Consider the following 19,893-nt stretch of genomic DNA (forward strand, 5'->3'; position numbering starts at 1 on the left):
AAAGATGAAGAAATTATTCATATTAAGTGGGGTCGTTGGTCTGTTGATGACATCTTGTTCTTTGGATAAGGAGCCTTATGATTCAATGACCAATGAATCGATCGAAAACACTGAAGGTGCTATCCAAGCTTTACATTTAGGGAATTACCATACCCTAAAAGGTTGGGTCGAAAACTGGCACCGAGTAACAGAATATCCGGGGGATAATGTGTCCTTGAGTGGAACGACTACCGATAACCTGTTCTATAATTATAACTACAAAAGAGTAGTCAATAACGCAAGGGTAAATAGCTATTGGGAAAACTCTTACCGCGTAATTGCAGGAACCAATTTATTGCTGCAGAAACTGAAAGAGGGTGAAAGTGACGAAGTTGATCAAATGATCGCGGAGAATCTATACCTGAGAAGCTTGATGTACTTTTATTTGGCAAATGTATTTGGAAAACCATATACGCAAGATCCTCAGTCCTTGGCCGTTCCAATTAAATTATCTGATGATCCATTCGAAATCCTTCCTCGTAATACCGTGAAGGAAGTCTATGATCAATTGGAAAAAGATCTATTGAAGGCTGAAGGTATGTTCAATACCTACAAGAGCAATGTGTATGGTAATGTATATGCCGCTCAGGCCTTGTTGGCTAGGGTTTACCTTTTCAAAGGAGATAACCAAAAGGCTATCCAATATGCCAATAAGGTCATTGAATCGGGTAAGTTTTCTTTGTTGGCGGGATCTGATTACAATAAACTAACCGTTTCTACCCCAGAGGAAAATAGAGAGAATATATTCGCTATCAAATTCGTGAAGGATATTGACTATCCAGATGATGGTTGGAGTACGATTGGTTCCATGTATGCCAATATCCAAGGTTCAGGATGGGGTGAAATGTATGCTTCCAGGAGCTATTTGGAGGAAGTCAGAAAATATCCAGAAGATGTGCGCTATAGGATGATCCAGCCAGTGGTTGAAAAGGCAAACGAACTGCATGCGTATTATGTAACGGATGATTATAAATATGCGAGCGTGCAAGTGACTCAAGCGGGTACAGATTATTCCTATACTGAAGCTGGAGCTAAAAAGAACTTGATCAAAGAGTCAAATGGAGCAGGTGCTTACCAATATTACATACAAATCGCAGGCAAGAAGAGAACGGTATTGATCGATAGAAAGTTAGCGAACCGTAATGGCTATTTGAAATACTATGTAATGAAATGTTCTGGCCAAGAAGGGCAAGCGCATTTATGGTCACCGATTATTTCAAGGTTAGCCGAAGTGTATCTAATCCGTGCAGAAGCAAGTGCTAAGGTAGGAGATATTACTTCAGCATTGAAGGATGTGAACATGATCAGACAAAGAGCGGGGATTCCTACAGCAGGACTTTGGACAGCTGCCAATTTAAATGGAAAGACCGCTTTAGATGTCGTTCTTGAGGAAAGAAAATTGGAGCTTGCTTGGGAAGGACACAGAAAGTTTGATGTATTCAGAAATGGCAAACTAATGGACAGGAAATATCCAGGAACCCACACCTCGGGAACTAGTCCTATTTTGACCATCGACTCCAAGAGCAATCAAGCTATCGAATTTATTCCAGAGCAACAGATTGTGCTATCGAATGGGGTCTTGAAACAGAATCCATAGAACTCAGAACAGCTATCAGAAGAGCTGCCTATTTTAGGCAGCTCTTCCTGTTTTGCCACTAGAATGATTAAAGTTTTGAGACTTTATTTGTCATACTAAAAAAAACTTTAGAGAATTATGATATTTATATCGGTCTGGCCTCTCGAGTTGCTTTTGCTTTCAAAGATTGTTTTCTTGCTTAAAATGAACAGTGTAACAATTTGCTTGCAATCATCAGTTACTAAGATTTCGAATGTGTTAAAAAACTCTATGAATCAACTGTTTAAAGAGTTTTATCTAATTAATCAAGTTAAAATTTCCTCCTGGAATTATTTAAGTTTTAGGAATAAATTTTCTATCTTTCAGCATAATTTGACGAAGTCAGATGTCTTTGTAGAGAATATAATCTAAGTAGTAAGACTTAGTGGAAATTACACAAAGATTCTTAATAACATTTCTAACTGTTAATTTTCAAAACTAATTTTAGGCCATCCCTTTCCGGGACGGCCTATTTTTTTTGGAAATATTTTCCCTCAAAAGTGATAAAAGAAATCAAGGAGCAGCCGATTCGAAAAGACCGAAGTCCATAATTTGCCCATAAAGCTGTCATTTTCTGATTTCTCACGCAAGATGTGCGATTTATCCGTAACTTTGTACCTTTACAAGATACCTGAAAACGTTGCCGTGAGGTAACGAATAGAAAGAAATATGGCAAATATCGTAGCAATTGTAGGGAGACCCAATGTTGGTAAATCAACCTTATATAACCGTTTGACCGAGAGCAGAAAGGCTATTGTCGATGATTACAGCGGGGTTACCCGTGACAGACACTATGGACAAGCGGAATGGATCGGAAAGAAATTCACCGTGATCGACACTGGTGGTTTTGTACATGGTTCAGATGATGTTTTTGAAGCAGCCATCCGTGAGCAAGTTTTGATTGCCATCGATGAGGCATCCGTTATTTTATTTGTGGTGGATGTCACTACAGGAGTAACCGATTTGGATGATGAGATTGCAAACATGTTGCGTCGCAGCAAAAAACCAGTTTATGTCGTTGCCAATAAAGTGGATAGCGCCAAACAAACCCATGATTCAGCTGAGTTTTATTCCTTTGGTCTTGGCGAGATCTTCAATATCTCTTCCATGACTGGTTCTGGAACTGGAGAGCTTCTTGACCAAGTTGTCTCTAATTTTGAGAACGAAGAGGAAGATGATACCGAATTGCCAAAGTTTACCATTGTAGGACGTCCTAACGTTGGTAAATCATCATTAACGAATGCCCTATTAGGGAAAGAGAGAAATATAGTTACCCCAATTGCAGGTACCACCCGTGATTCCATCCGTATTCATTACAATCAATTTGGCCATGAGTTCCTGATGGTTGATACTGCAGGCTTGAGAAGAAAATCCAAAGTCAATGAGGATATCGAATTCTACTCGGTAATGCGTACCATCAAGGCCTTAGAGGATTCTGATGTTGTCATCTTGATGATTGATGCCAAAGATGGCATTGAAGCACAGGATATCAATATCTTCCACTTGGCTGAGAAGAACAAAAAAGGAATCGTTATTCTGGTAAACAAATGGGATACCATTGAAAAAGACCATAAAACAGCCAAAGAATTCGAGCAAGCTATTAAGAACAAGATTGCTCCGTTCACTGATGTTCCAATCCTATTTACTTCTGTAACAGAGAAACAACGTATCTTCAAGACCGTGGAAACGGCGATGGAGGTTTATAACAATAAAACCAAAAAGATCCCTACTTCCAAGTTGAATGATGTGATGTTGGAAATTATCGAGAGATATCCACCTCCAGCAACGAAGGGTAAATTCATCAAGATTAAATACGTGACGCAATTACCAGGTAGATCGCCAATGTTTGCTTTCTTCTGTAATCTGCCTCAATATATCAAAGATCCGTACAAGCGTTTCATCGAAAACAAATTACGTGAGAACTTTGACTTTTCAGGAGTGCCAATCCAGATATTCTTTAGACAAAAATAATTAGTTTCAACTGTCGTATGGAGCATAATTTAGTATTATACAATACCCTTACCCGTAAGAAAGAGAAGTTTGTACCCATCCATCCTAACCTTGTTGGGATGTATGTTTGTGGACCCACTGTGTACAGTGATGTGCATTTAGGGAACTGTAGGACTTTTGTTTCCTTTGACTTGATTTTCCGCTACTTGTTGCACCTGGGATATAAAGTACGTTATGTGCGTAATATCACAGATGCTGGGCACTTAGAGGGAGACAATGATGAGGGGGATGATAAATTTGCGAAAAAAGCGAAGCTGGAACAATTGGAACCCATGGAGATCGTACAGAAATATACCATTGGATTCCATGATGTACTGCGTCTATTCAATACCCTTCCTCCAAGCATAGAACCAACGGCTACCGGACATATTTCCGAGCAGATCGAAATGGTACAAGAGATCATTAAGAACGGTTTTGCCTACGAGGTGAATGGTACGGTCTATTTCGACGTAGAGAAATACGTCAAAGAATATAACTACACCATCTTGACCAATAGAAACCTAGAAGATCTATTGAACAACACCCGCGAATTGGGTGGTCAGGATGAAAAGCGCGGCAGACTTGATTTCGCCTTATGGATCAAGGCTAAACCTGAGCATATCATGCGCTGGCCTTCTCCTTGGGGAGTAGGATTCCCGGGATGGCATATCGAATGTTCAGCGATGAGCAGGAAGTATTTGGGGGATCAATTCGATATCCACGGTGGTGGAATGGACTTGGCAGCAACCCACCATACCAACGAGATTGCGCAATCTGAAGCATGTAACCATACCACACCGGCAAAATATTGGATGCATACCAATATGCTGACCGTGAATGGAACCCGTATGTCCAAATCAGCAGGTAATGGTTTCCTACCGGGAGAACTTTTCACTGGTAACCATCCGCTATTGAATAGGGGCTATTCGCCTATGGCGGTACGTTTCTTTATGCTGCAGGCCCATTACAGAAGTACATTGGATTTCTCCAATGATGCTTTGGATGCTGCAGACAAAGGATATAAACGTCTAATGGCTGCCATTGGCCTATTGGAAAAAGTTGTGCCTTCAAAATCTTCTAATTTCGGTGACTTAGCTGAAATCAAGAAACGCAGCTATGCTGCCATGGATGATGATTTCAACAGCCCGGTTCTAATCGCTGAGTTATTTGAAGTAGTTCGTATCATCAATTCGATCTACGATGGTAAACTGACGATTACCGAAGCAGACCTGAATGAATTGAAGACCTATATGCAAGAATTTGTATTCGACATCCTAGGGCTTAAAGATGATCAGATCGGCGAAGGTGACAATATGGATGATTTGATGCAGATCATCATCAATATGCGCAATGAAGCTAAGAAAAACAAGGATTTCGTGACCTCAGATCGTATCCGCGAACAATTGAATTCCGTAGGTATCCAACTGAAAGATAGTAAGGATGGAACACTTTGGAATAAGATTTGATTAGTAAGGTAAATTTTACAGTAATGATTAATAAAAAAGGCTTAACTCTTTTAGCCGTAACGCTAATTTCTTTTTCGAGTTTTGCCCAACTACCTGAAAAGGTAGGGGGGCTTCTTTCGGTTGATAGAACAGCAGCGAATCTTTCAAAAACGGAAAGTCCTTATACCGGACTTAAATATATCATTGACAAGGAATCTACTTTCCTTGTGCCTTCACCAGTCAATGCAGCTAACTATTTAGATAACAGACCCAATCTTCCAGATCGTCTTTCTTGGAACCCCAACTTTGTCCTCGTATCAAGGAGTTTAGACTGGGGAGTAACTTCAGGACCTATTGAATTCCAAAAGATGGGTTCTATTAAGCGTTTCGGACAGTACCTTACAGTTTGGCACCGCGATAGAAAAGGAAACTGGAGAGCTCATCTACGTGCCGAAGTGGAAAACTACGGTAAGAAGAAGGCCAGCCCTTTGGAATACTACGAACCCGATGATAAGGCATACTTAAAACATCGCTCCGTAAAACGCCTTGAACAGCGTGAGGAAGTCGTTCTTCAAACAGACGAGCTCTTCTCTACCATTCTAAAGGCAGATACCAAAACAGGCTATAAAGAGTTCTTGGCTGATGATGCCCGTTTCTACTTCCCTTGGCAGAATGAAATCGAAGGAAGGGACAATGTGTTGGCATTCCTGAAGAAAGAAAGAATTGAGATCGATACAGATCCTACAGAGGTAGGCCGTGCTTATAGCGGTGAATTCGCTTACACTTCCGGCACAGCTACCGTTGGATTAAAAGACAAGGTCGTTAAATTCAGTTATATCCGTATTTGGCAATTAACTGGAGAGTTCCAATGGAAAGTGATCTTAGAAATGATGTTCGAAAGATAACAGGACAGAATTATATAAAAGAAAACCCCGATCATTTGATCGGGGTTTTCTTTTATCGTTTATTTCTTTTTTAATCTTCTTTAGAGGAAGCCAGGTTTTCATTTGCTGGCGTGTTCCACATCTGCAATTCCTCACAAGTAGCAAACTCGCTGTTCACATGAACGAAGGTATTCTTCGTCTTCTTCTCAAACCATTCACTCAATGCCCTGCGGGTTTTATCCTCTTGTGCAGCTTCTTGAATCTTTGCAAAATCCTGCTCTAAGCTTGCCTTGTGCGGCGGAATCCTGGTTTTCAAGTAAGTGAACTTATATCCAGACTTACCTGTTCTAGGATCTTGGAATGGGAATGGTTTAGAGATTTGACCTTCCGTTAAGGTATCGATGGCCAAGAACACCTCTTTTTCCAACATATCCACGGGAATCAAGGTAGAACGGGATGCTGATTGTTGGTTTACCACCATACCACCATTGAATTTAGTCTCTTTATTATCCGAATATCTCGTTGCTGCGGTACTGAAAGGTAGTTTGCCATCCTTTACATTTGTATAGATCGAGTCAATTTTACCTTTTATCCTATCCATACTCGCCGTAGTCGGTTTGGTGGTCACTAGGATATGCCTTGCATTCACCTCCTCACCACGACGCTCTAAAACCTGTAGGAAGTGGAATCCATATTCTGTTTCAAAGACAGGCGAAATCTCACCTTCTTTCAATCTAAAAGCCATTGCCGAAAACTCTTTTACGTAGTTTTCACGCGGAGCGAAACCTAACTCACCACCTTGCACGGCCGATCCTGGGTCTTCTGAATAGAAACGAGCAACTGTACCGAAATCTGTTCCGTCCATGATTTGCTTGCGGTATCCCTCAGCTTTTTCCCTAAATACATTCTTCTCTTCTTTGGTCAATTCCGGATAAATGACGATTTCTCCAATCTCAACCTCCGTATTGAATGCCGGAAGACTATCTTGATCTAAGCCTTCAAAATATTTCTTAACTTCTTGAGGCGTTACAGAAACTTTACTTACAATGGTGTTTTGGAACTTTTTAGCTTTCATCTGTTCCGTAACAGTAGGTCGCATTTCTTCCTTGTATTGCAATAAGGAGCGTTTTAAGAATGCCTCTAAACGTTCTTTTCCTTTTGCTCTATAGGTCATTTCGCGGATACGACCATTCAACTCATCGTCGATTTCGGATTCTGATACTTCGATGGAATCGATTTCGGCTTGTTGAGCTAAAATTTTACTCAATATTAATTGTTGAAGGGCGGTACATTTGAAATCATCACTTGGTGTTCCACCGTTGGCTAGGTACTGAGAATATTGCATGTCAACATCTGATTGCAAAATAATTCCGGATCCCACAGTCGCCACCACGCGGTCAATCAGTTTTTCTTGTGCATTAGCCTGAAATGTACAAGCTAATAAAAGTAATATAAGGAAACTTGAAAAGTTTTTCATGCTGTCTGTTGTCACAGTAAATCTAAAGTTCAATCGCAAAATTATTAAATATTATGCCTTTTTTCTACTTTTATATAGTAATAATTGTAATAACACCTAGCCTAAGCTAAGATATTCGGGCTAAAATACTTAAACGGCTTTAAACTTAAGGCGATTTAACCATATTTAACAGATGAACGCACGACTGCTATTTTTACTCTTCCTATTCATGAATGTCACATTAACCCAGGCTCAGGATACCCAGATCCCACTTTATGTCGGTACCTATACTTCTCCGAATGGGAGCAAGGGCATTTACGAATTCATTTTTAACACAAAAACAGGAGATGCAACTTTAGTTCAGGAAACCAGTACAGCCAACCCCTCATTTTTAGATAGGACTGGAAATTTCCTTTTGGCAGCCAATGAAATGACCGATGGTAGCCAATCCCTTTCTTCCTTTTCTCTTGGGAAGGATGGCTTGACTTTCCAGAACAAATTAGCAACCGGAGGTTCAGCACCCTGCCATGTGGTCATTGCTAAAGATGGCCAATATGCCGTAGTTTCCAATTATTTGGGTGGTGCACTGGATCTATTTCAGCTTTCTCCAAAAGGAGAGATCCTATCCAAGGACGATACCAAACTGTATAAAGGGAAAAGTGTAGATAAAGCACGTCAAGAGGCCTCCCATATCCATTCTGCTTTTTTTGGTCCCGATAATCTATTGTATGTATCCGATTTAGGTGGCGATAAGATTTATATCCTCGATATACAGAAAGCCGAGAACGGCAAATTCCAATTTGTTGAAAAAGGGAAACTTAATGTCAATCTGGGCGGGGGACCGAGGCATATCGCTTTTCATCCCAATGGCAAAGTCCTGTATTCCCTGATGGAAATGACCGGTGATATTGAGGTTTTCAAAAAGAAGGATGGAGTTTGGGATTCCTATCAAATTATTTCTATCCGTAAGCCTGAGTTCGAAGGTAAAAGTGGTGCAGCGGATGTCAAGATATCCTCGGATGCTAAATTCCTGTATGCTACCGATAGGATTGATGCCAATACCATTACGACCTTTTCGGTTAGCAAGAATGGAAAACTCAGAAGAAAAGAAGTGAATTCAGTACAGGGGAAAGGACCTCGCAACTTCAATTTCAGTCCAGATGAGCGTTTTGTCTTGGTTGGCAACCAGCTGACCGACGAAATTGTCGTTTTCAATAGAGATAAAAAATCGGGTAAATTAACAGACTCCGGAAAAAGGATTAAGGCTTCCAAACCCGTTTGTATCCTTTTTTAATTAATCTGTGGCATCATCGGTATGCGCTATGTTATCTGGCGCATTCTGATCTGCTTTTTTAGGGTCACTTTCCAAACAGTGGGTTTCCTTATTGTACATCCCTTTCAGCTCATCTATGACGGTTCCTTTCCACAGCGGAATGCCAATGAAATAGGCCGCCTTCCCGATCATGTGCGCTGCAATAGGCGCAGTCAGCAGTAAAAAGAAGATGATAGCAATGGATTTAGTGGTCACTGAGACATCTTCCGGGAACATGATGGCCGCACAGATCAATAATAAACCAACCCCTAGCGTAGAGGCCTTAACCGTAACAGAAAGGCGCAGATAGAAATCCGGCATCCTCAATACCCCAATGGAGGCAAAGAGGATAGACAGCGCACCTACCGTGCTCAGTATAGCGAGAATAATATCAATCATCTTGTTGTTTTTCTATATAGTAAGAGAATGCAATGGTACCTAGGAAGGCGATCAGCGCCAAGATAATGGCTACATCCAGCAAGACTTCCTGTTCTTGTCGGATACTGTACACCGTAATGATCCCAATACCAATGGTAATGATGAGGTCCAAGGCCATAACCCTATCCACAACGGATGGTCCTTTGAACAAACGGATAAACACCAATAGCACCGAAATGGTCAAGATTGGTAATATGACAAAATCAAAGTAGGTTTCTAAACTCATCGTAATATCTCCAATAATTTCCGTTCAACCCCTGTTTTTAATGTCCTGATAAATTGTTCCTCGTCCTTGAGGTACATCACATGGATGTAAATCGCTTTCTTGTCATCGCTGATATCAATAATCAGTGTACCCGGAGTCAGCGAGATGAAAGTTGCCAATATATTGATCTCAAAATCGGTCGTGGTATTGACTGGATACCGCACGATGCCCGGTTTAAAGAAGTACTTCGGTGTAATCACATCATAAGCTACCTGTACATTCGCTTTGATCAACTCAAAAAGAAAGAAAAAGAAGAAACTGATGATCTTAGGTACCCGATAGAAATAACGCTGATCAGTTTCATTCCTGTTCATGATCCATAGCACCCCGAACCCCAGCAGATAACCGAAGATAAAGTTAGAATAGTACAGTGAACCCGTTAGAGCTACCCAAATAAAAGACAGGAGCAGGTTCATTAAAAAAAACTTGATCATTGTTCAAAAGCTTTATCGCCCAAAACGGTACGGATGTAAGGGCTTGTGTCCAACAATTCGTTCGTAATTCTATCCACCACCGTGATGATGTTCTCCGCATTGAATCCTATGTACAGGGTCACTGAACAGAGGATCAGGATCGGTCCCACCAACAGTATTTTCTTAAACAAAGGCTGATCATGGAATTTATCTTCTACAACCACTCCATTCGGTACATCTTTCCAGAAAACATCTGCCCACATCTTGGCTATCACGTACATGGTCACCAAACTTCCGATGATCAATGCTGCAATAAAGAAGTATTGCTTATCCACAAATGCTTCTTGGAAAAGGTAAATCTTTGGCCAAAATCCTGAAAGTGGAGGTATGCCGACCAAGGAAAACAGGACCAAAGCGATCATCAACGATATCAACGGATAATCTTTGTATAAGCCACCCAGTTTTTTCATGTCCATGCTGCCACGAACCAAACGGATATAGCCCGCAATCAAGAACATATTGGTCTTGACCATGATGTCGTGGATCAGGTAGAACACAGTTCCCATTAGGGCGATCTTGGTAAACATGGCTATACCACCTAGCATAAACCCAATATGGCAGACGATCAGATAAGAAAACATCCTTCTGATATTGGTCTTGATCAATGCGCCAAATGCTCCCGTCAATACTGTCAAAACAGCCAGAACCATAAAGAGGTTTCTGGTAAAATCATCTGGTATAAAGATTAGGCTGAATACCCTTAATATAGCGTAGATACCTAATTTAGTCAATAAACCACCAAAAGTCGCCGCAACGGCAGAGGGTGGAGTATGGTAAGAGGAAGGTAACCAATAGTACAAGGGGAATACCGCCGATTTGATTCCAAATCCTAATATAAAGAAGATAGATGTAATGCCAACCAGCGCTTTATTATCAAAATCCCTGATTTTTAGGGAAAGGTCCGCCATGTTCAATGAACCTGTGATACCATACAGGATCCCAATTCCTGTCAGGAAAAAGGTAGAAGCCAAAATATTCATGGCCATGTATTTCACTGCACCTTCCAGTTGCGCTTTTCTACCGCCCAAGGTCATCAAGACAAAGGAAGAGATAATGACTACCTCAAACCAAACATAGAGGTTAAAGATATCACCGGTCAAAAAGGCCCCATTCAATCCCATCAAAAGGAAATGGAAGATAGGGAAATAGCCATACAGCATCCTTTGCCTACTTAATCCAACGGATGAAAAGATGGAAACGGCAAAACCAGCTATGGAGGTCAGCAAGACCATGGTGGTACTCAACATATCCGCTACAAACACGATTCCAAAGGGAGGTTCCCAATTGGAGGCATTCATGTGCAGGGATCCCTCGGAATAGACCTTAGCAAATAAACGAATGGCAATCAGCAAGCCTATAAACGCACCACCAACGCTTAAAAAACGCTGTGAAACAGTCTTTCGCCAAGCAATCAGTTGTATGATTGCCGTAAAAAGATGTATGAATACAGGGGCTAAAATATGGTTGTCGATCATATATCTTCTTCTTCCGGCGTGTTTAAATCATCTAAATCATCTGTGTCCACTAAAGCATAAACACGTTTTAACAATACAATGGCAAAGGCTGTCAATGCGAAGCTGATGACAATTGCCGTCAAAATCAAGGCTTGCGGAATAGGGTCTGCATAGGCATCTTGGAAAACATTATGCTGTGAATCAATCACCGGAGGCTTCCCTTTGGTAATCGAACCTAAAAGAAAGATCAAAATGTTTGTTCCATTTCCCAAGAGCATTATCCCCAACAAGAGCTTGACCATGCTCCTCCGAAGGATCAAATAAACCCCGGCAGCATATAAAAAACCTAAAACGAGTACTAACAGTAATTCCATCTATTAATCCTTTGTCAGTGAAATAGTGAATAAAATAGTTAATACAACTCCTATCACGACTAGGTAAACCCCTAGGTCAAAAAACAAAGCCGATCCGATCATCCCGATAACCGGAATCTTTTCCTCCCACCACAAACCAGTCATGGGTGGCAATCCAAAAAAGGTAGGCATCACCACGGCAACCGCCGATATACCCAATCCTATCGGAATCAGGGACAAGGGTTTCCTTCCCAATATCTTCATGGTGGCTTCCGTACCATTTGCAAAGCTGTGCAATACGAAGGCAATGGAAGCTACTAAGCCCCCAACAAATCCTCCTCCAGGGTAATAATGCCCCCTTAACAACAGAAAGAAAGAGAATAATAGTAAGATGGGTAACAGGTATCTGGTAGCTGTCTGTAATATTATACTGCGCATGTTCTTATTCCTTTTCTGATGATTTTAATCTCAATTTCAATAAACTGTACACTCCTAATGCGGCAATCCCCAGTACCACGGTTTCAAACATGGTGTCAATTCCTCGGAAATCTGCCAAGATCAGGTTGACTACATTCTTTCCCTTTGCCAAGATATAGGCGTTTTCACCATAAAAATCACTGGTTTCCGTTTTTATCGGTTCATAAAGCACCTTTAAGGCAATGATAGAAAGGATGGCGCCAAAGCCTAGGGCAACGATGCTATCACGGTATCTTTCTCTTTTCGAAGCTAGGTTCAAGAAACTCGGTAATTTATACAGGACCAATACAAAAAGTACGGTACTCAAGGTATCAATGGTAAACTGGGTCATCGCCAAATCTGGTGCACTGTAAAATACATACATCACACAGATACAATAGCCGATGACACTCATCGCCACCACCGAGGTCAGTCGGGAAGGGGTGGAGATCACAATGACCAAAGCACCCAAAAGAATGATCACCACCGCCACCTCATAGATAGTCAATGGAGTAAGGTTGTCAAAGTCAATCTGGATGGGACCACTTTGCCAAAGTTTGTATATCAATAAAGCTTCCGCAAATAAGATGATCTTCATGTGGTATGACCTTAAATAGCCATTATGGAAGAAATTGCTGAACCAATCGGCAAAGCGTACGATGTCATTGGCATAGCCTGTAATGATCCGTTGCGGAGAAATCCTGTCTAGGCTTTCCACCCGTTTTACTTTTGTCTCGCTTGGTTTATTGATGAAATATACAAAGGTACCAGCCCCTAGGGTGGCCAAGCTTAAGATCAATACGGTATTGAATCCATGCCAGATCGCCAAATGCATTTCCGTATCTCCGCCAAAGATGGAATTAGCGGTTTGATAACTCAAGAAGTTTCCAGCCATTCCGGGGATCAATCCGAAAATTAAACCCAAACAGGCCAAGATCAAAGGCGGGATCCACATGGACTTATAGGGCAGGTGCAATTTCTCATACGTGGATGGAAGCTCACCGAAGAAGGGTTTGATTCCGGCCATAAACCCTGCTGCTACTAAGCAGACGTTGGTGGCAACGGCTAATATCGTCAATATCAGTATCCAGTTTTCCTTGGCATGTAAGGTCGCTTCATAGATCAGGTCCTTACCGATAAAACCAAAGGTCGATGGAAGGCCTGCACTGCTCAAAGCAGCTAATCCAGCAGCAAGTGCAACCGGTCCCAATACTTTCTTCAAACCGGAAAGTTTCGTGATATCCCTTGTGCCCGTTTCATGATCGATGATTCCCGTAACAAGAAACAAGGTAGCTTTATACAGGGCATGCACCAAGATAAATACACTGGCGGCTATAACAGCCTCTTTCGTGCCGACGCCTAATAAAAACACCAGCATACCTAAGGCTGAAATGGTGGTATATGCCAAAATGGATTTCAAATCTATCCGGAAAAGCGAATGGATAGCGGAATATAACATGGTAAATCCACCTACACCCATCAAGGTATAGCTCCATAATTCCGTTCCGCTCAGCACCGGGAAAAACCTAGCTAAAAGATAAATCCCTGCTTTTACCATCGTGGCAGAATGCAGGTATGCTGAAACCGGCGTAGGGGCCTTCATGGCTCCGGGCAACCAAAAATGGAATGGAAACTGTGCCGACTTGGTAAATGCTCCAATAAAAATCAGGAATAGGATCAATGGATATTGGGGATGGTTCAAAATGACATCCCGATATTCTATTAGTTCTGAAATCCTGAAGGTTCCTGCTACATTTCCAATCAACACGAGTCCGGCAAGGAGGAAGAATCCGCCCATCCCGGTAATGGTCAGCGCCGTCATGGCACTTTTTCGGGAGGCCTCTTGGTCATTGTTGAATCCGATCAGGAAAAATGAACTGATACTGGTCAATTCCCAAAAGATAAATAGCAAAAAGATATTATCAGAAAGGACCAAACCCAGCATAGCCGACATAAAAAGATAGAGATATCCAAAAAATCGGTCATAATAGGGGTGCCCTTTGAGGTAAGTTCGAGCATAAAAGAAGATTCCGCAGCCAATTCCGGTAATCAACAAGCAAAACAAAAGGGATAAACCATCTAACCTGAGGTTGAAGTCGACCCCTAGGGATGGAACCCAGCTGATTTCTTGGAAAAAATTTGATCCCGCAGCGATTTTCGGGATATATCCCATATAATAAATAAATAAGGCTGTTGGAATGAGCGGAATGAGGATACTCCAGGATGATTTAAGTCTTTTGCCAAATGGAATGAGCAAAATCGAAGAAATCAAACCTAGAAGTATTGTAAATAACATGGGCGCTCTCTTAAAGAATTAATGGGATTCGGCTAAAAATAATAAAAAACAGGCATTTTTCTCGCTATAATTAAGAGAAAACATGATGAAATTCAAAAATAATTCCATTAAGCCAATTCCTCTAAAATCAACAGGAATATTTATGTCCCTCTATAAAAACATATACTTTCAATAAAAATCGCCTTTTCTTATTAAATTTAGATAATCAACTTTTAATCATTATGAATTTAAAATCTATTTCAGTGCTCTCCACTTTACTGGCTCTGCTATTGTTTTCGCAGCAATTAATTGCACAGCAAAGTTATGTTAAGCCCAAACTTACAAACAGCAAATCTTGGTCTTTGGTTTTGATCCCAGATCCCCAGACCTATGTCAAATACGACCGCAATGTGGGAATATTAAACCTGATGACCTCTTGGGTCCGAGAGAATGCCGATTCCTTAAATACTCAATTCGTGCTATGCACAGGAGATTTGGTGGAACAGAATGATCTTTTGAACCCTGATACCAAGGCTGCCAACCAAAATAGCAAACAGCAATGGACCAATACCAGTGAGGCATTCCGTAAATTAGATAACCGCGTGCCCTATGTTTTAGCCACTGGAAATCACGATTATGGCCATGTCAGCGCAGAGTATAGAGCAACCCAATACGACAAGTATTTCTCCCCAGAACAAAATGGTTTCAATGCCAAGGCTTTGCGAGAGATCGGCCCAAGCTTGAACGGCAACTCATCGGCTGTAAATGCTGTCTATGAGTTTGAAACTCCGCATCCTAGGAAACTATTGGTGATGGTCCTTGAATTTGCACCAAGAAACGAAGTGCTGGCTTGGGCAAAGAAAACCTTGGATCAACAGAAATATGAAAACTATGATGTCATCTTGTTGACCCATACTTATTTGGACAGCAAAAGCAACCACATCCAAAAAGAAGGGTACAAAATCGAAGATGCGAACTATGGAGCTGCTGTCTTTGAAAAACTGGTGAAGCCTTCCAAAAATATCCGAATGGTCTTCTCTGGCCATATTGGTGATCCAGATAATTTCGATGGGCACATAGGGTTCAGACAGGACAAGAACGCTGCCGGTAAAACCGTAAGCCAGATGACCTTCAATGCCCAGGCGATGGGTGGGGGATGGTTCGGTAATGGTGGCGATGGCTGGTTGAGGTATCTGGAATTCCTTCCGGATGGCAAGACCGTAAAAGTGAAAACCTTTTCGCCGCTTTTTGCAATCTCTCCAGCGACACAGAACCTAGCTTACAAGACTGAAAAAAATCAAGAATTTGAATTTTCACTGGAAGATTGATTCGAATTTCCTGACCACTTGGCTTCGGGTCTTGCTTTGACCTCATTCGAGACATATTCGGAAAATTCGGAATGTGTCTCGAATGAGGTTAAAATATAAACCAGGATTTTTCTAAAAAATTAGCCAGAACATTTTTCTAAATCAAGACCCCCAAAATGGACATAAAAAAATGGAGCTTCCTGTATGAGAAAGCTCCATTTTTTTATGGAATTCTTATTCGTAAATCTTGGAGATTATTTCTTCATTTCTTTAGCTCCTTCGATAATCGCTTCCACGACGTTAGGATCTTGAAGGGTTGAGGTATCGCCTAGATTGCTTAATTCGCCTTCAGCAACCTTACGCAGGATTCTGCGCATGATTTTTCCAGATCTTGTTTTAGGAAGGTCTGTTACGAATTGGATAATATCTGGTTTTGCAATCGCTCCGATGATACGGGTTACGGTTTGCAAGATATCTTGTCTTGTTTTTTCGGCATCGATATGGTGATTGGCAATCACGTAAGCGTAGATTCCTTGCCCCTTAACTGGGTGCGGATAACCTACGATCGCTGACTCAACCACATCGGAGTGCATATTGATGGCATTTTCAACCTCAGCCGTTCCGATACGGTGTCCGGATACGTTCAATACATCATCCACACGACCGGTAATACGGTAGTATCCTTCAGGGCTGCGGTAACATCCGTCGCCAGTGAAGTACATATCTTGGTAGGTAGAGAAATAAGTTTGTCTACAACGTTCATGGTCGCCCCAAGTCGTACGCAACATACCTGGCCAAGGGAACTTGATACATAAGTTGCCCGATACATCATTTCCTTGGATTTCTTCTCCGTTTTCATCCATTAAGCATGGCTGAACACCAGGAAGTGGTAACATCGCATAGCCTGGGATTTCTTTTGTAATCCCTGCAATCGGTGTAATTAAGTGTCCACCGTTTTCAGTTTGCCACCAAGTATCCACGATTGGGCATTTACCATGTCCAACTTTATCATGATACCAGTTCCAAGCTTCCTCATTGATTGGCTCACCAACGGTTCCTAAAACTCGAAGGGAAGAAAGATCTTTTCCTTCAAGGAAGTCATCGCCAAATGCCATCAAAGAACGGATAGCTGTTGGAGCGGTGTACAAGATATTGACTTTATATTTATCGACGATATCCCAGAATCGACTTGCATCTGGGTAGGTCGGGATTCCTTCAAACATCAATGAAGTTGCGCCTTGCGATAGCGGTCCATAAACGATATAACTATGGCCGGTAATCCAACCGATGTCTGCTGTACAGAAGAAAACTTCTCCCGGTTGGTATTGGAAGGTATTTGCAAAGGTATAGCCGGTGTAGACCATATATCCAGCTGTGCTATGCACCACACCCTTGGGTTTGCCGGTAGAACCAGATGTATAAAGGATGAACAATGTATCTTCAGCGTCCATCTCTTCAGCAGGACATGCTGGGTTTCCTTGGGTCTCTACTTTCTTGATCTCATCTTCCCACCATACGTCACGGCCTTTGATCATGGAAACAGGGGTACGGGTACGGGTTAATACGATTACCTTTTCTACGGTATCACATTGCATCAATGCATCATCCACGATAGATTTCAGTTCCAATATTTTTTGGCCACGGAAACCACCGTCGGAGGTAATGACCAATTTACATTCTGCATCATTGATACGGTCAGCGATAGATCGAGCAGAGAATCCACCGAATACCACATTGTGGATTGCACCGATACGCGCACATGCCAATACAGCAATGACCAATTCAGGTACCATCGGTAAATAGATACATACCCGGTCGCCTTTGCGGATATTGTTGTTCTTCAGAACATTCGCAAACTGCTCAACTTTTTGTAATAATTGTTTATAGGTCAGGATACGGTGTGCCTCATTGGGATCGTTAGGTTCCCAGATAATGGCAGGTTGATCTCCTAATTTATAGATATGACGATCTAAACAGTTTTCTGTAATATTAAGTTTTGCACCCTCAAACCAATTGATGTCTGGATCTCTAAAGTTCCAGTTCAATACATTGTTCCATTTTCTTTTCCAAAAGAAATGGTCTGCCACATCACTCCAAAACGCTTCGGGTTCTTCTACACTCCTTTTGTAAGCTTCTTGATACTCCTCAAAAGATTTAAGCTGAAAATTCATCTTTTTTTTAAAAATTATAGGTCTACATTATCTTTACATCAGGAAAATTATTTATTTCGGTCAATTAGTTATTGAATGCGGAAAAAACAAGAACCTGTTTAGCTAATTTAATTTTTTTTCGATTGAAATACTAATTTTTGTAGGCTAGGAACAAATATTGAGAGCAATTGTTAGGTTACCATGACAAGCGTTTTGAAAAGGATATACTACTTTTTGGTTCATACGAATCTACTGATTGCCTTGGCAGCGGTGGCCCAATGTGCCTTGACCTATTATATCCTTCAATTCCCTGTCAACAATGATATCCTGATCATTGAAGGCGCTACCACCTTGCTGCTTTATAACCTGAGCTTGTATCTGTCCTTACCAAAAGATCCTAGTAAATCGCCATTTCAGCGTACTCGATGGATTGGAAAGAATATGTGGCTTTTTTGGTTGTTGAGTGGGCTGTCAGGTTTGGTCACGGTTTGGACATTGTTACATGTCCATATCTTGACTTTGTTTTTTCTGGGCTTTATTGGCGTGATGAGTTTGGCTTATGCCGTCCCATTGCTCAAGGTAAATGACAGATGGGTAGGGATGAGGCAGATTCCTGGACTTAAGGTTTTTTATATTGCCTTAGTCTGGTCTTTAAGTAGTGTGGGACTTCCCGTGGTCGAGCTATTCGCCAATGGAGAACAAATTGATTGGTATGCTGCCAACTATTTAGGTCTAGTAAAAATAGTGTTCTTGGTACTCTGTACCTTGCCTTTTGATATCAGGGATTTTGAGCAGGATAGCCTATACAACCTGAAAACGGTGCCGATCTTATTGGGTAAAGAAAGAGCGATTAATTTATCCTATGGAATAGGGATATTTCACCTGATCCTGATTCTGCTTTCTCCAAATACTTGGGGTGTGAAAATAGCTTTATTGATTACGACCATCCTGATCCTGGTCATGTTCAGGTTTATTATCTTTTCAAAAGAAAAGCACTATCACCATGTCTATCTCTTGGACTTGGCTTTAGTGCTTCAATGGTTCTTTGTATGGCTATTGATACTCGTAAGCAATAACCTTATCGGCTAATACATCAGAGAGCTTATAGTAACTTTCGAAGGTCCAACCGGCAACATGTGGGCTCAATAAGACATTGTCCCTTTTGATCAGGTCCTCATACCAAGCTTCCTCTGCCAAGGCTGGAAATTTTTCAACAGGCAACACATCAAATGCTGCCGCAATAATCTTCCCTTCATCCAATTTCTTCAATACTGCAGGGATTTTCACGATTCCACCACGAGCACCCATCAAAAAGAAGATCGGTTTCCTGAAATGGAACAGATATTCATCATCCACCATGCCTCGAGTTTCACGGGTCAATGGAATATGGAAACTCAGTACATCGGCTCTTCGCACCACTTCTTCCATGGAGACCTCCGTGGCATATAAATCGGAAAAGCCGGTTTTATACTTATCATAAGCGATGACTTTTACATCAAATCCAGATAATTTCTTGGCCATGGCTTGACCATTATGACCATATCCGATTAGTGCTACGGTTTTCCCCTTCAGCTCATGGCCTCGGTTTTCTTCCCTTTTCCATTCGCCCGATCGAACTTCTCTATCTCCACGGTTGAGGTTGTTCATCAGGCTCAAAAGCATACCGATCATGTGCTCGCCTACAGCATCGCGATTCCCTTCATTGGCAGGAATCAATTTGATGCCCTTACTGCTAGCATAAGCTTCATCAATATTGTCCATGCCGGCTCCAGCTCTGCCGATCATCTTGAGGTTGGGATTGAGATCTATGAATTCCTTGTCCACTTGGAATTTGGAGCGTATGATCAGGCCATCATAATCAACAATGGCTTTTTCAGCATCCGCTCTGCTGAAGTCGGGTTGGTAGGAATAGGCAATTGCAGCGCGACCTAATTTCTGCAATAGAACTTCGTGTATATCGTCTACTATTAAAATATTCATAA

Annotated in this window: 17 protein-coding genes; 7 read left to right on the forward strand and 10 right to left on the reverse strand. The window is 41.5% G+C overall.

Annotated features, from left to right (window positions below; genetic code table 11):
- Positions 1–4 precede the first annotated feature (4 nt).
- The 4 genes from ACK2WI_RS14540 to ACK2WI_RS14555 all read left to right on the forward strand — a co-directional run bounded on the left by ACK2WI_RS14540 (position 5) and on the right by ACK2WI_RS14555 (position 5,993).
- Entirely contained in the window at positions 5–1,636 is a 1,632-nt protein-coding gene (locus ACK2WI_RS14540) for a RagB/SusD family nutrient uptake outer membrane protein (protein WP_409151450.1), read from the forward strand.
- A gap of 687 nt (positions 1,637–2,323) precedes the next feature.
- Entirely contained in the window at positions 2,324–3,625 is a 1,302-nt protein-coding gene (gene der, locus ACK2WI_RS14545) for a ribosome biogenesis GTPase Der (RefSeq protein WP_093100525.1), read from the forward strand.
- A gap of 17 nt (positions 3,626–3,642) precedes the next feature.
- Positions 3,643–5,109 (forward strand): cysteine--tRNA ligase, encoded by a 1,467-nt coding sequence (cysS, locus tag ACK2WI_RS14550; RefSeq protein ID WP_313368087.1) that lies wholly within the window; start codon positions 3,643–3,645, stop codon positions 5,107–5,109.
- A gap of 23 nt (positions 5,110–5,132) precedes the next feature.
- Complete coding sequence (locus tag ACK2WI_RS14555) at positions 5,133–5,993, forward strand: YybH family protein (RefSeq protein WP_409151451.1); 861 nt, start codon at positions 5,133–5,135, stop codon at positions 5,991–5,993.
- A gap of 70 nt (positions 5,994–6,063) precedes the next feature.
- On the opposite strand, the gene ACK2WI_RS14560 is transcribed toward ACK2WI_RS14555, so the two are convergent.
- Positions 6,064–7,449 carry a peptidylprolyl isomerase gene (locus ACK2WI_RS14560; protein ID WP_409151452.1) on the reverse strand — a complete coding sequence of 462 codons (1,386 nt, stop codon included), beginning with the start codon at positions 7,447–7,449 and terminating at the stop codon, positions 6,064–6,066.
- A 208-nt stretch (positions 7,450–7,657) separates the two neighbouring features.
- Here ACK2WI_RS14560 and ACK2WI_RS14565 point away from each other — a divergent pair, with 208 nt between their 5' ends.
- Positions 7,658–8,722 carry a lactonase family protein gene (locus ACK2WI_RS14565; RefSeq protein WP_409151453.1) on the forward strand — a complete coding sequence of 355 codons (1,065 nt, stop codon included), beginning with the start codon at positions 7,658–7,660 and terminating at the stop codon, positions 8,720–8,722.
- On the opposite strand, the gene mnhG is transcribed toward ACK2WI_RS14565, so the two are convergent.
- Genes mnhG through ACK2WI_RS14600 form a run of 7 tightly spaced genes read right to left on the reverse strand, consistent with a single transcriptional unit; the run spans position 8,723 to position 14,475 of the window.
- Complete coding sequence (gene mnhG, locus ACK2WI_RS14570) at positions 8,723–9,139, reverse strand: monovalent cation/H(+) antiporter subunit G (RefSeq protein WP_093100517.1); 417 nt, start codon at positions 9,137–9,139, stop codon at positions 8,723–8,725.
- Entirely contained in the window at positions 9,132–9,404 is a 273-nt protein-coding gene (locus tag ACK2WI_RS14575) for a monovalent cation/H+ antiporter complex subunit F (protein ID WP_093100515.1), read from the reverse strand. The genes mnhG and ACK2WI_RS14575 overlap by 8 nt, the downstream gene beginning before the upstream one ends.
- On the reverse strand, positions 9,401–9,877 hold the full coding sequence (locus tag ACK2WI_RS14580) for a Na+/H+ antiporter subunit E (protein ID WP_093100513.1): 477 nt from the start codon (positions 9,875–9,877) through the stop codon (positions 9,401–9,403). The genes ACK2WI_RS14575 and ACK2WI_RS14580 overlap by 4 nt, the downstream gene beginning before the upstream one ends.
- Positions 9,874–11,391, reverse strand: coding sequence for a proton-conducting transporter membrane subunit (locus ACK2WI_RS14585; RefSeq protein WP_093100511.1), 1,518 nt, complete (start codon positions 11,389–11,391; stop codon positions 9,874–9,876). The genes ACK2WI_RS14580 and ACK2WI_RS14585 overlap by 4 nt, the downstream gene beginning before the upstream one ends.
- Positions 11,388–11,744 (reverse strand): Na+/H+ antiporter subunit C, encoded by a 357-nt coding sequence (locus ACK2WI_RS14590; RefSeq protein ID WP_093100509.1) that lies wholly within the window; start codon positions 11,742–11,744, stop codon positions 11,388–11,390. The genes ACK2WI_RS14585 and ACK2WI_RS14590 overlap by 4 nt, the downstream gene beginning before the upstream one ends.
- A 3-nt stretch (positions 11,745–11,747) precedes the next feature.
- Entirely contained in the window at positions 11,748–12,161 is a 414-nt protein-coding gene (locus tag ACK2WI_RS14595) for a Na+/H+ antiporter subunit B (protein ID WP_093100507.1), read from the reverse strand.
- A gap of 4 nt (positions 12,162–12,165) precedes the next feature.
- Positions 12,166–14,475, reverse strand: a complete 2,310-nt coding sequence (locus ACK2WI_RS14600) for a putative monovalent cation/H+ antiporter subunit A (RefSeq protein ID WP_409151454.1) — start codon at positions 14,473–14,475, stop codon at positions 12,166–12,168.
- A gap of 221 nt (positions 14,476–14,696) precedes the next feature.
- Here ACK2WI_RS14600 and ACK2WI_RS14605 point away from each other — a divergent pair, with 221 nt between their 5' ends.
- Entirely contained in the window at positions 14,697–15,782 is a 1,086-nt protein-coding gene (locus tag ACK2WI_RS14605) for a metallophosphoesterase (protein WP_409151455.1), read from the forward strand.
- Between the two features lie 233 nt (positions 15,783–16,015).
- On the opposite strand, the gene acs is transcribed toward ACK2WI_RS14605, so the two are convergent.
- The gene (gene acs / locus ACK2WI_RS14610) at positions 16,016–17,932 is read right to left on the reverse strand and encodes an acetate--CoA ligase (RefSeq protein ID WP_409151456.1); all 1,917 of its coding nucleotides are present in this window, start codon (positions 17,930–17,932) and stop codon (positions 16,016–16,018) included.
- A gap of 180 nt (positions 17,933–18,112) precedes the next feature.
- Here acs and ACK2WI_RS14615 point away from each other — a divergent pair, with 180 nt between their 5' ends.
- Positions 18,113–19,000, forward strand: coding sequence for a hypothetical protein (locus tag ACK2WI_RS14615; protein ID WP_409151457.1), 888 nt, complete (start codon positions 18,113–18,115; stop codon positions 18,998–19,000).
- Here the strand turns inward: ACK2WI_RS14615 and ACK2WI_RS14620 are convergent.
- Positions 18,965–19,891, reverse strand: a complete 927-nt coding sequence (locus tag ACK2WI_RS14620; protein WP_409151458.1) for an NAD(P)-dependent oxidoreductase — start codon at positions 19,889–19,891, stop codon at positions 18,965–18,967. The two genes, ACK2WI_RS14615 and ACK2WI_RS14620, sit on opposite strands and share 36 nt — an antisense overlap.
- Positions 19,892–19,893: the final 2 nt, after the last annotated feature.

The organism is Sphingobacterium sp. BS-2 (genome assembly GCF_046161205.1).
Lineage (GTDB): Bacteria > Bacteroidota > Bacteroidia > Sphingobacteriales > Sphingobacteriaceae > Sphingobacterium > Sphingobacterium mizutaii.

Excerpts from the sequence above, each read along its gene's own strand:
- ACK2WI_RS14540 (WP_409151450.1), top strand. The coding sequence starts at position 5 with ATGAAGAAATTATTCATATTAAGTGGGGTCGTTGGTCTGTTGATGACA.
- der (WP_093100525.1), top strand. The coding sequence starts at position 2,324 with ATGGCAAATATCGTAGCAATTGTAGGGAGACCCAATGTTGGTAAATCA.
- cysS (WP_313368087.1), top strand. The coding sequence starts at position 3,643 with ATGGAGCATAATTTAGTATTATACAATACCCTTACCCGTAAGAAAGAG.
- ACK2WI_RS14555 (WP_409151451.1), top strand. The coding sequence starts at position 5,133 with ATGATTAATAAAAAAGGCTTAACTCTTTTAGCCGTAACGCTAATTTCT.
- ACK2WI_RS14560 (WP_409151452.1), bottom strand. The coding sequence starts at position 7,449 with ATGAAAAACTTTTCAAGTTTCCTTATATTACTTTTATTAGCTTGTACA.
- ACK2WI_RS14565 (WP_409151453.1), top strand. The coding sequence starts at position 7,658 with ATGAATGTCACATTAACCCAGGCTCAGGATACCCAGATCCCACTTTAT.
- mnhG (WP_093100517.1), bottom strand. The coding sequence starts at position 9,139 with ATGATTGATATTATTCTCGCTATACTGAGCACGGTAGGTGCGCTGTCT.
- ACK2WI_RS14575 (WP_093100515.1), bottom strand. The coding sequence starts at position 9,404 with ATGAGTTTAGAAACCTACTTTGATTTTGTCATATTACCAATCTTGACC.
- ACK2WI_RS14580 (WP_093100513.1), bottom strand. The coding sequence starts at position 9,877 with ATGATCAAGTTTTTTTTAATGAACCTGCTCCTGTCTTTTATTTGGGTA.
- ACK2WI_RS14585 (WP_093100511.1), bottom strand. The coding sequence starts at position 11,391 with ATGATCGACAACCATATTTTAGCCCCTGTATTCATACATCTTTTTACG.
- ACK2WI_RS14590 (WP_093100509.1), bottom strand. The coding sequence starts at position 11,744 with ATGGAATTACTGTTAGTACTCGTTTTAGGTTTTTTATATGCTGCCGGG.
- ACK2WI_RS14595 (WP_093100507.1), bottom strand. The coding sequence starts at position 12,161 with ATGCGCAGTATAATATTACAGACAGCTACCAGATACCTGTTACCCATC.
- ACK2WI_RS14600 (WP_409151454.1), bottom strand. The coding sequence starts at position 14,475 with ATGTTATTTACAATACTTCTAGGTTTGATTTCTTCGATTTTGCTCATT.
- ACK2WI_RS14605 (WP_409151455.1), top strand. The coding sequence starts at position 14,697 with ATGAATTTAAAATCTATTTCAGTGCTCTCCACTTTACTGGCTCTGCTA.
- acs (WP_409151456.1), bottom strand. The coding sequence starts at position 17,932 with ATGAATTTTCAGCTTAAATCTTTTGAGGAGTATCAAGAAGCTTACAAA.
- ACK2WI_RS14615 (WP_409151457.1), top strand. The coding sequence starts at position 18,113 with ATGACAAGCGTTTTGAAAAGGATATACTACTTTTTGGTTCATACGAAT.
- ACK2WI_RS14620 (WP_409151458.1), bottom strand. The coding sequence starts at position 19,891 with ATGAATATTTTAATAGTAGACGATATACACGAAGTTCTATTGCAGAAA.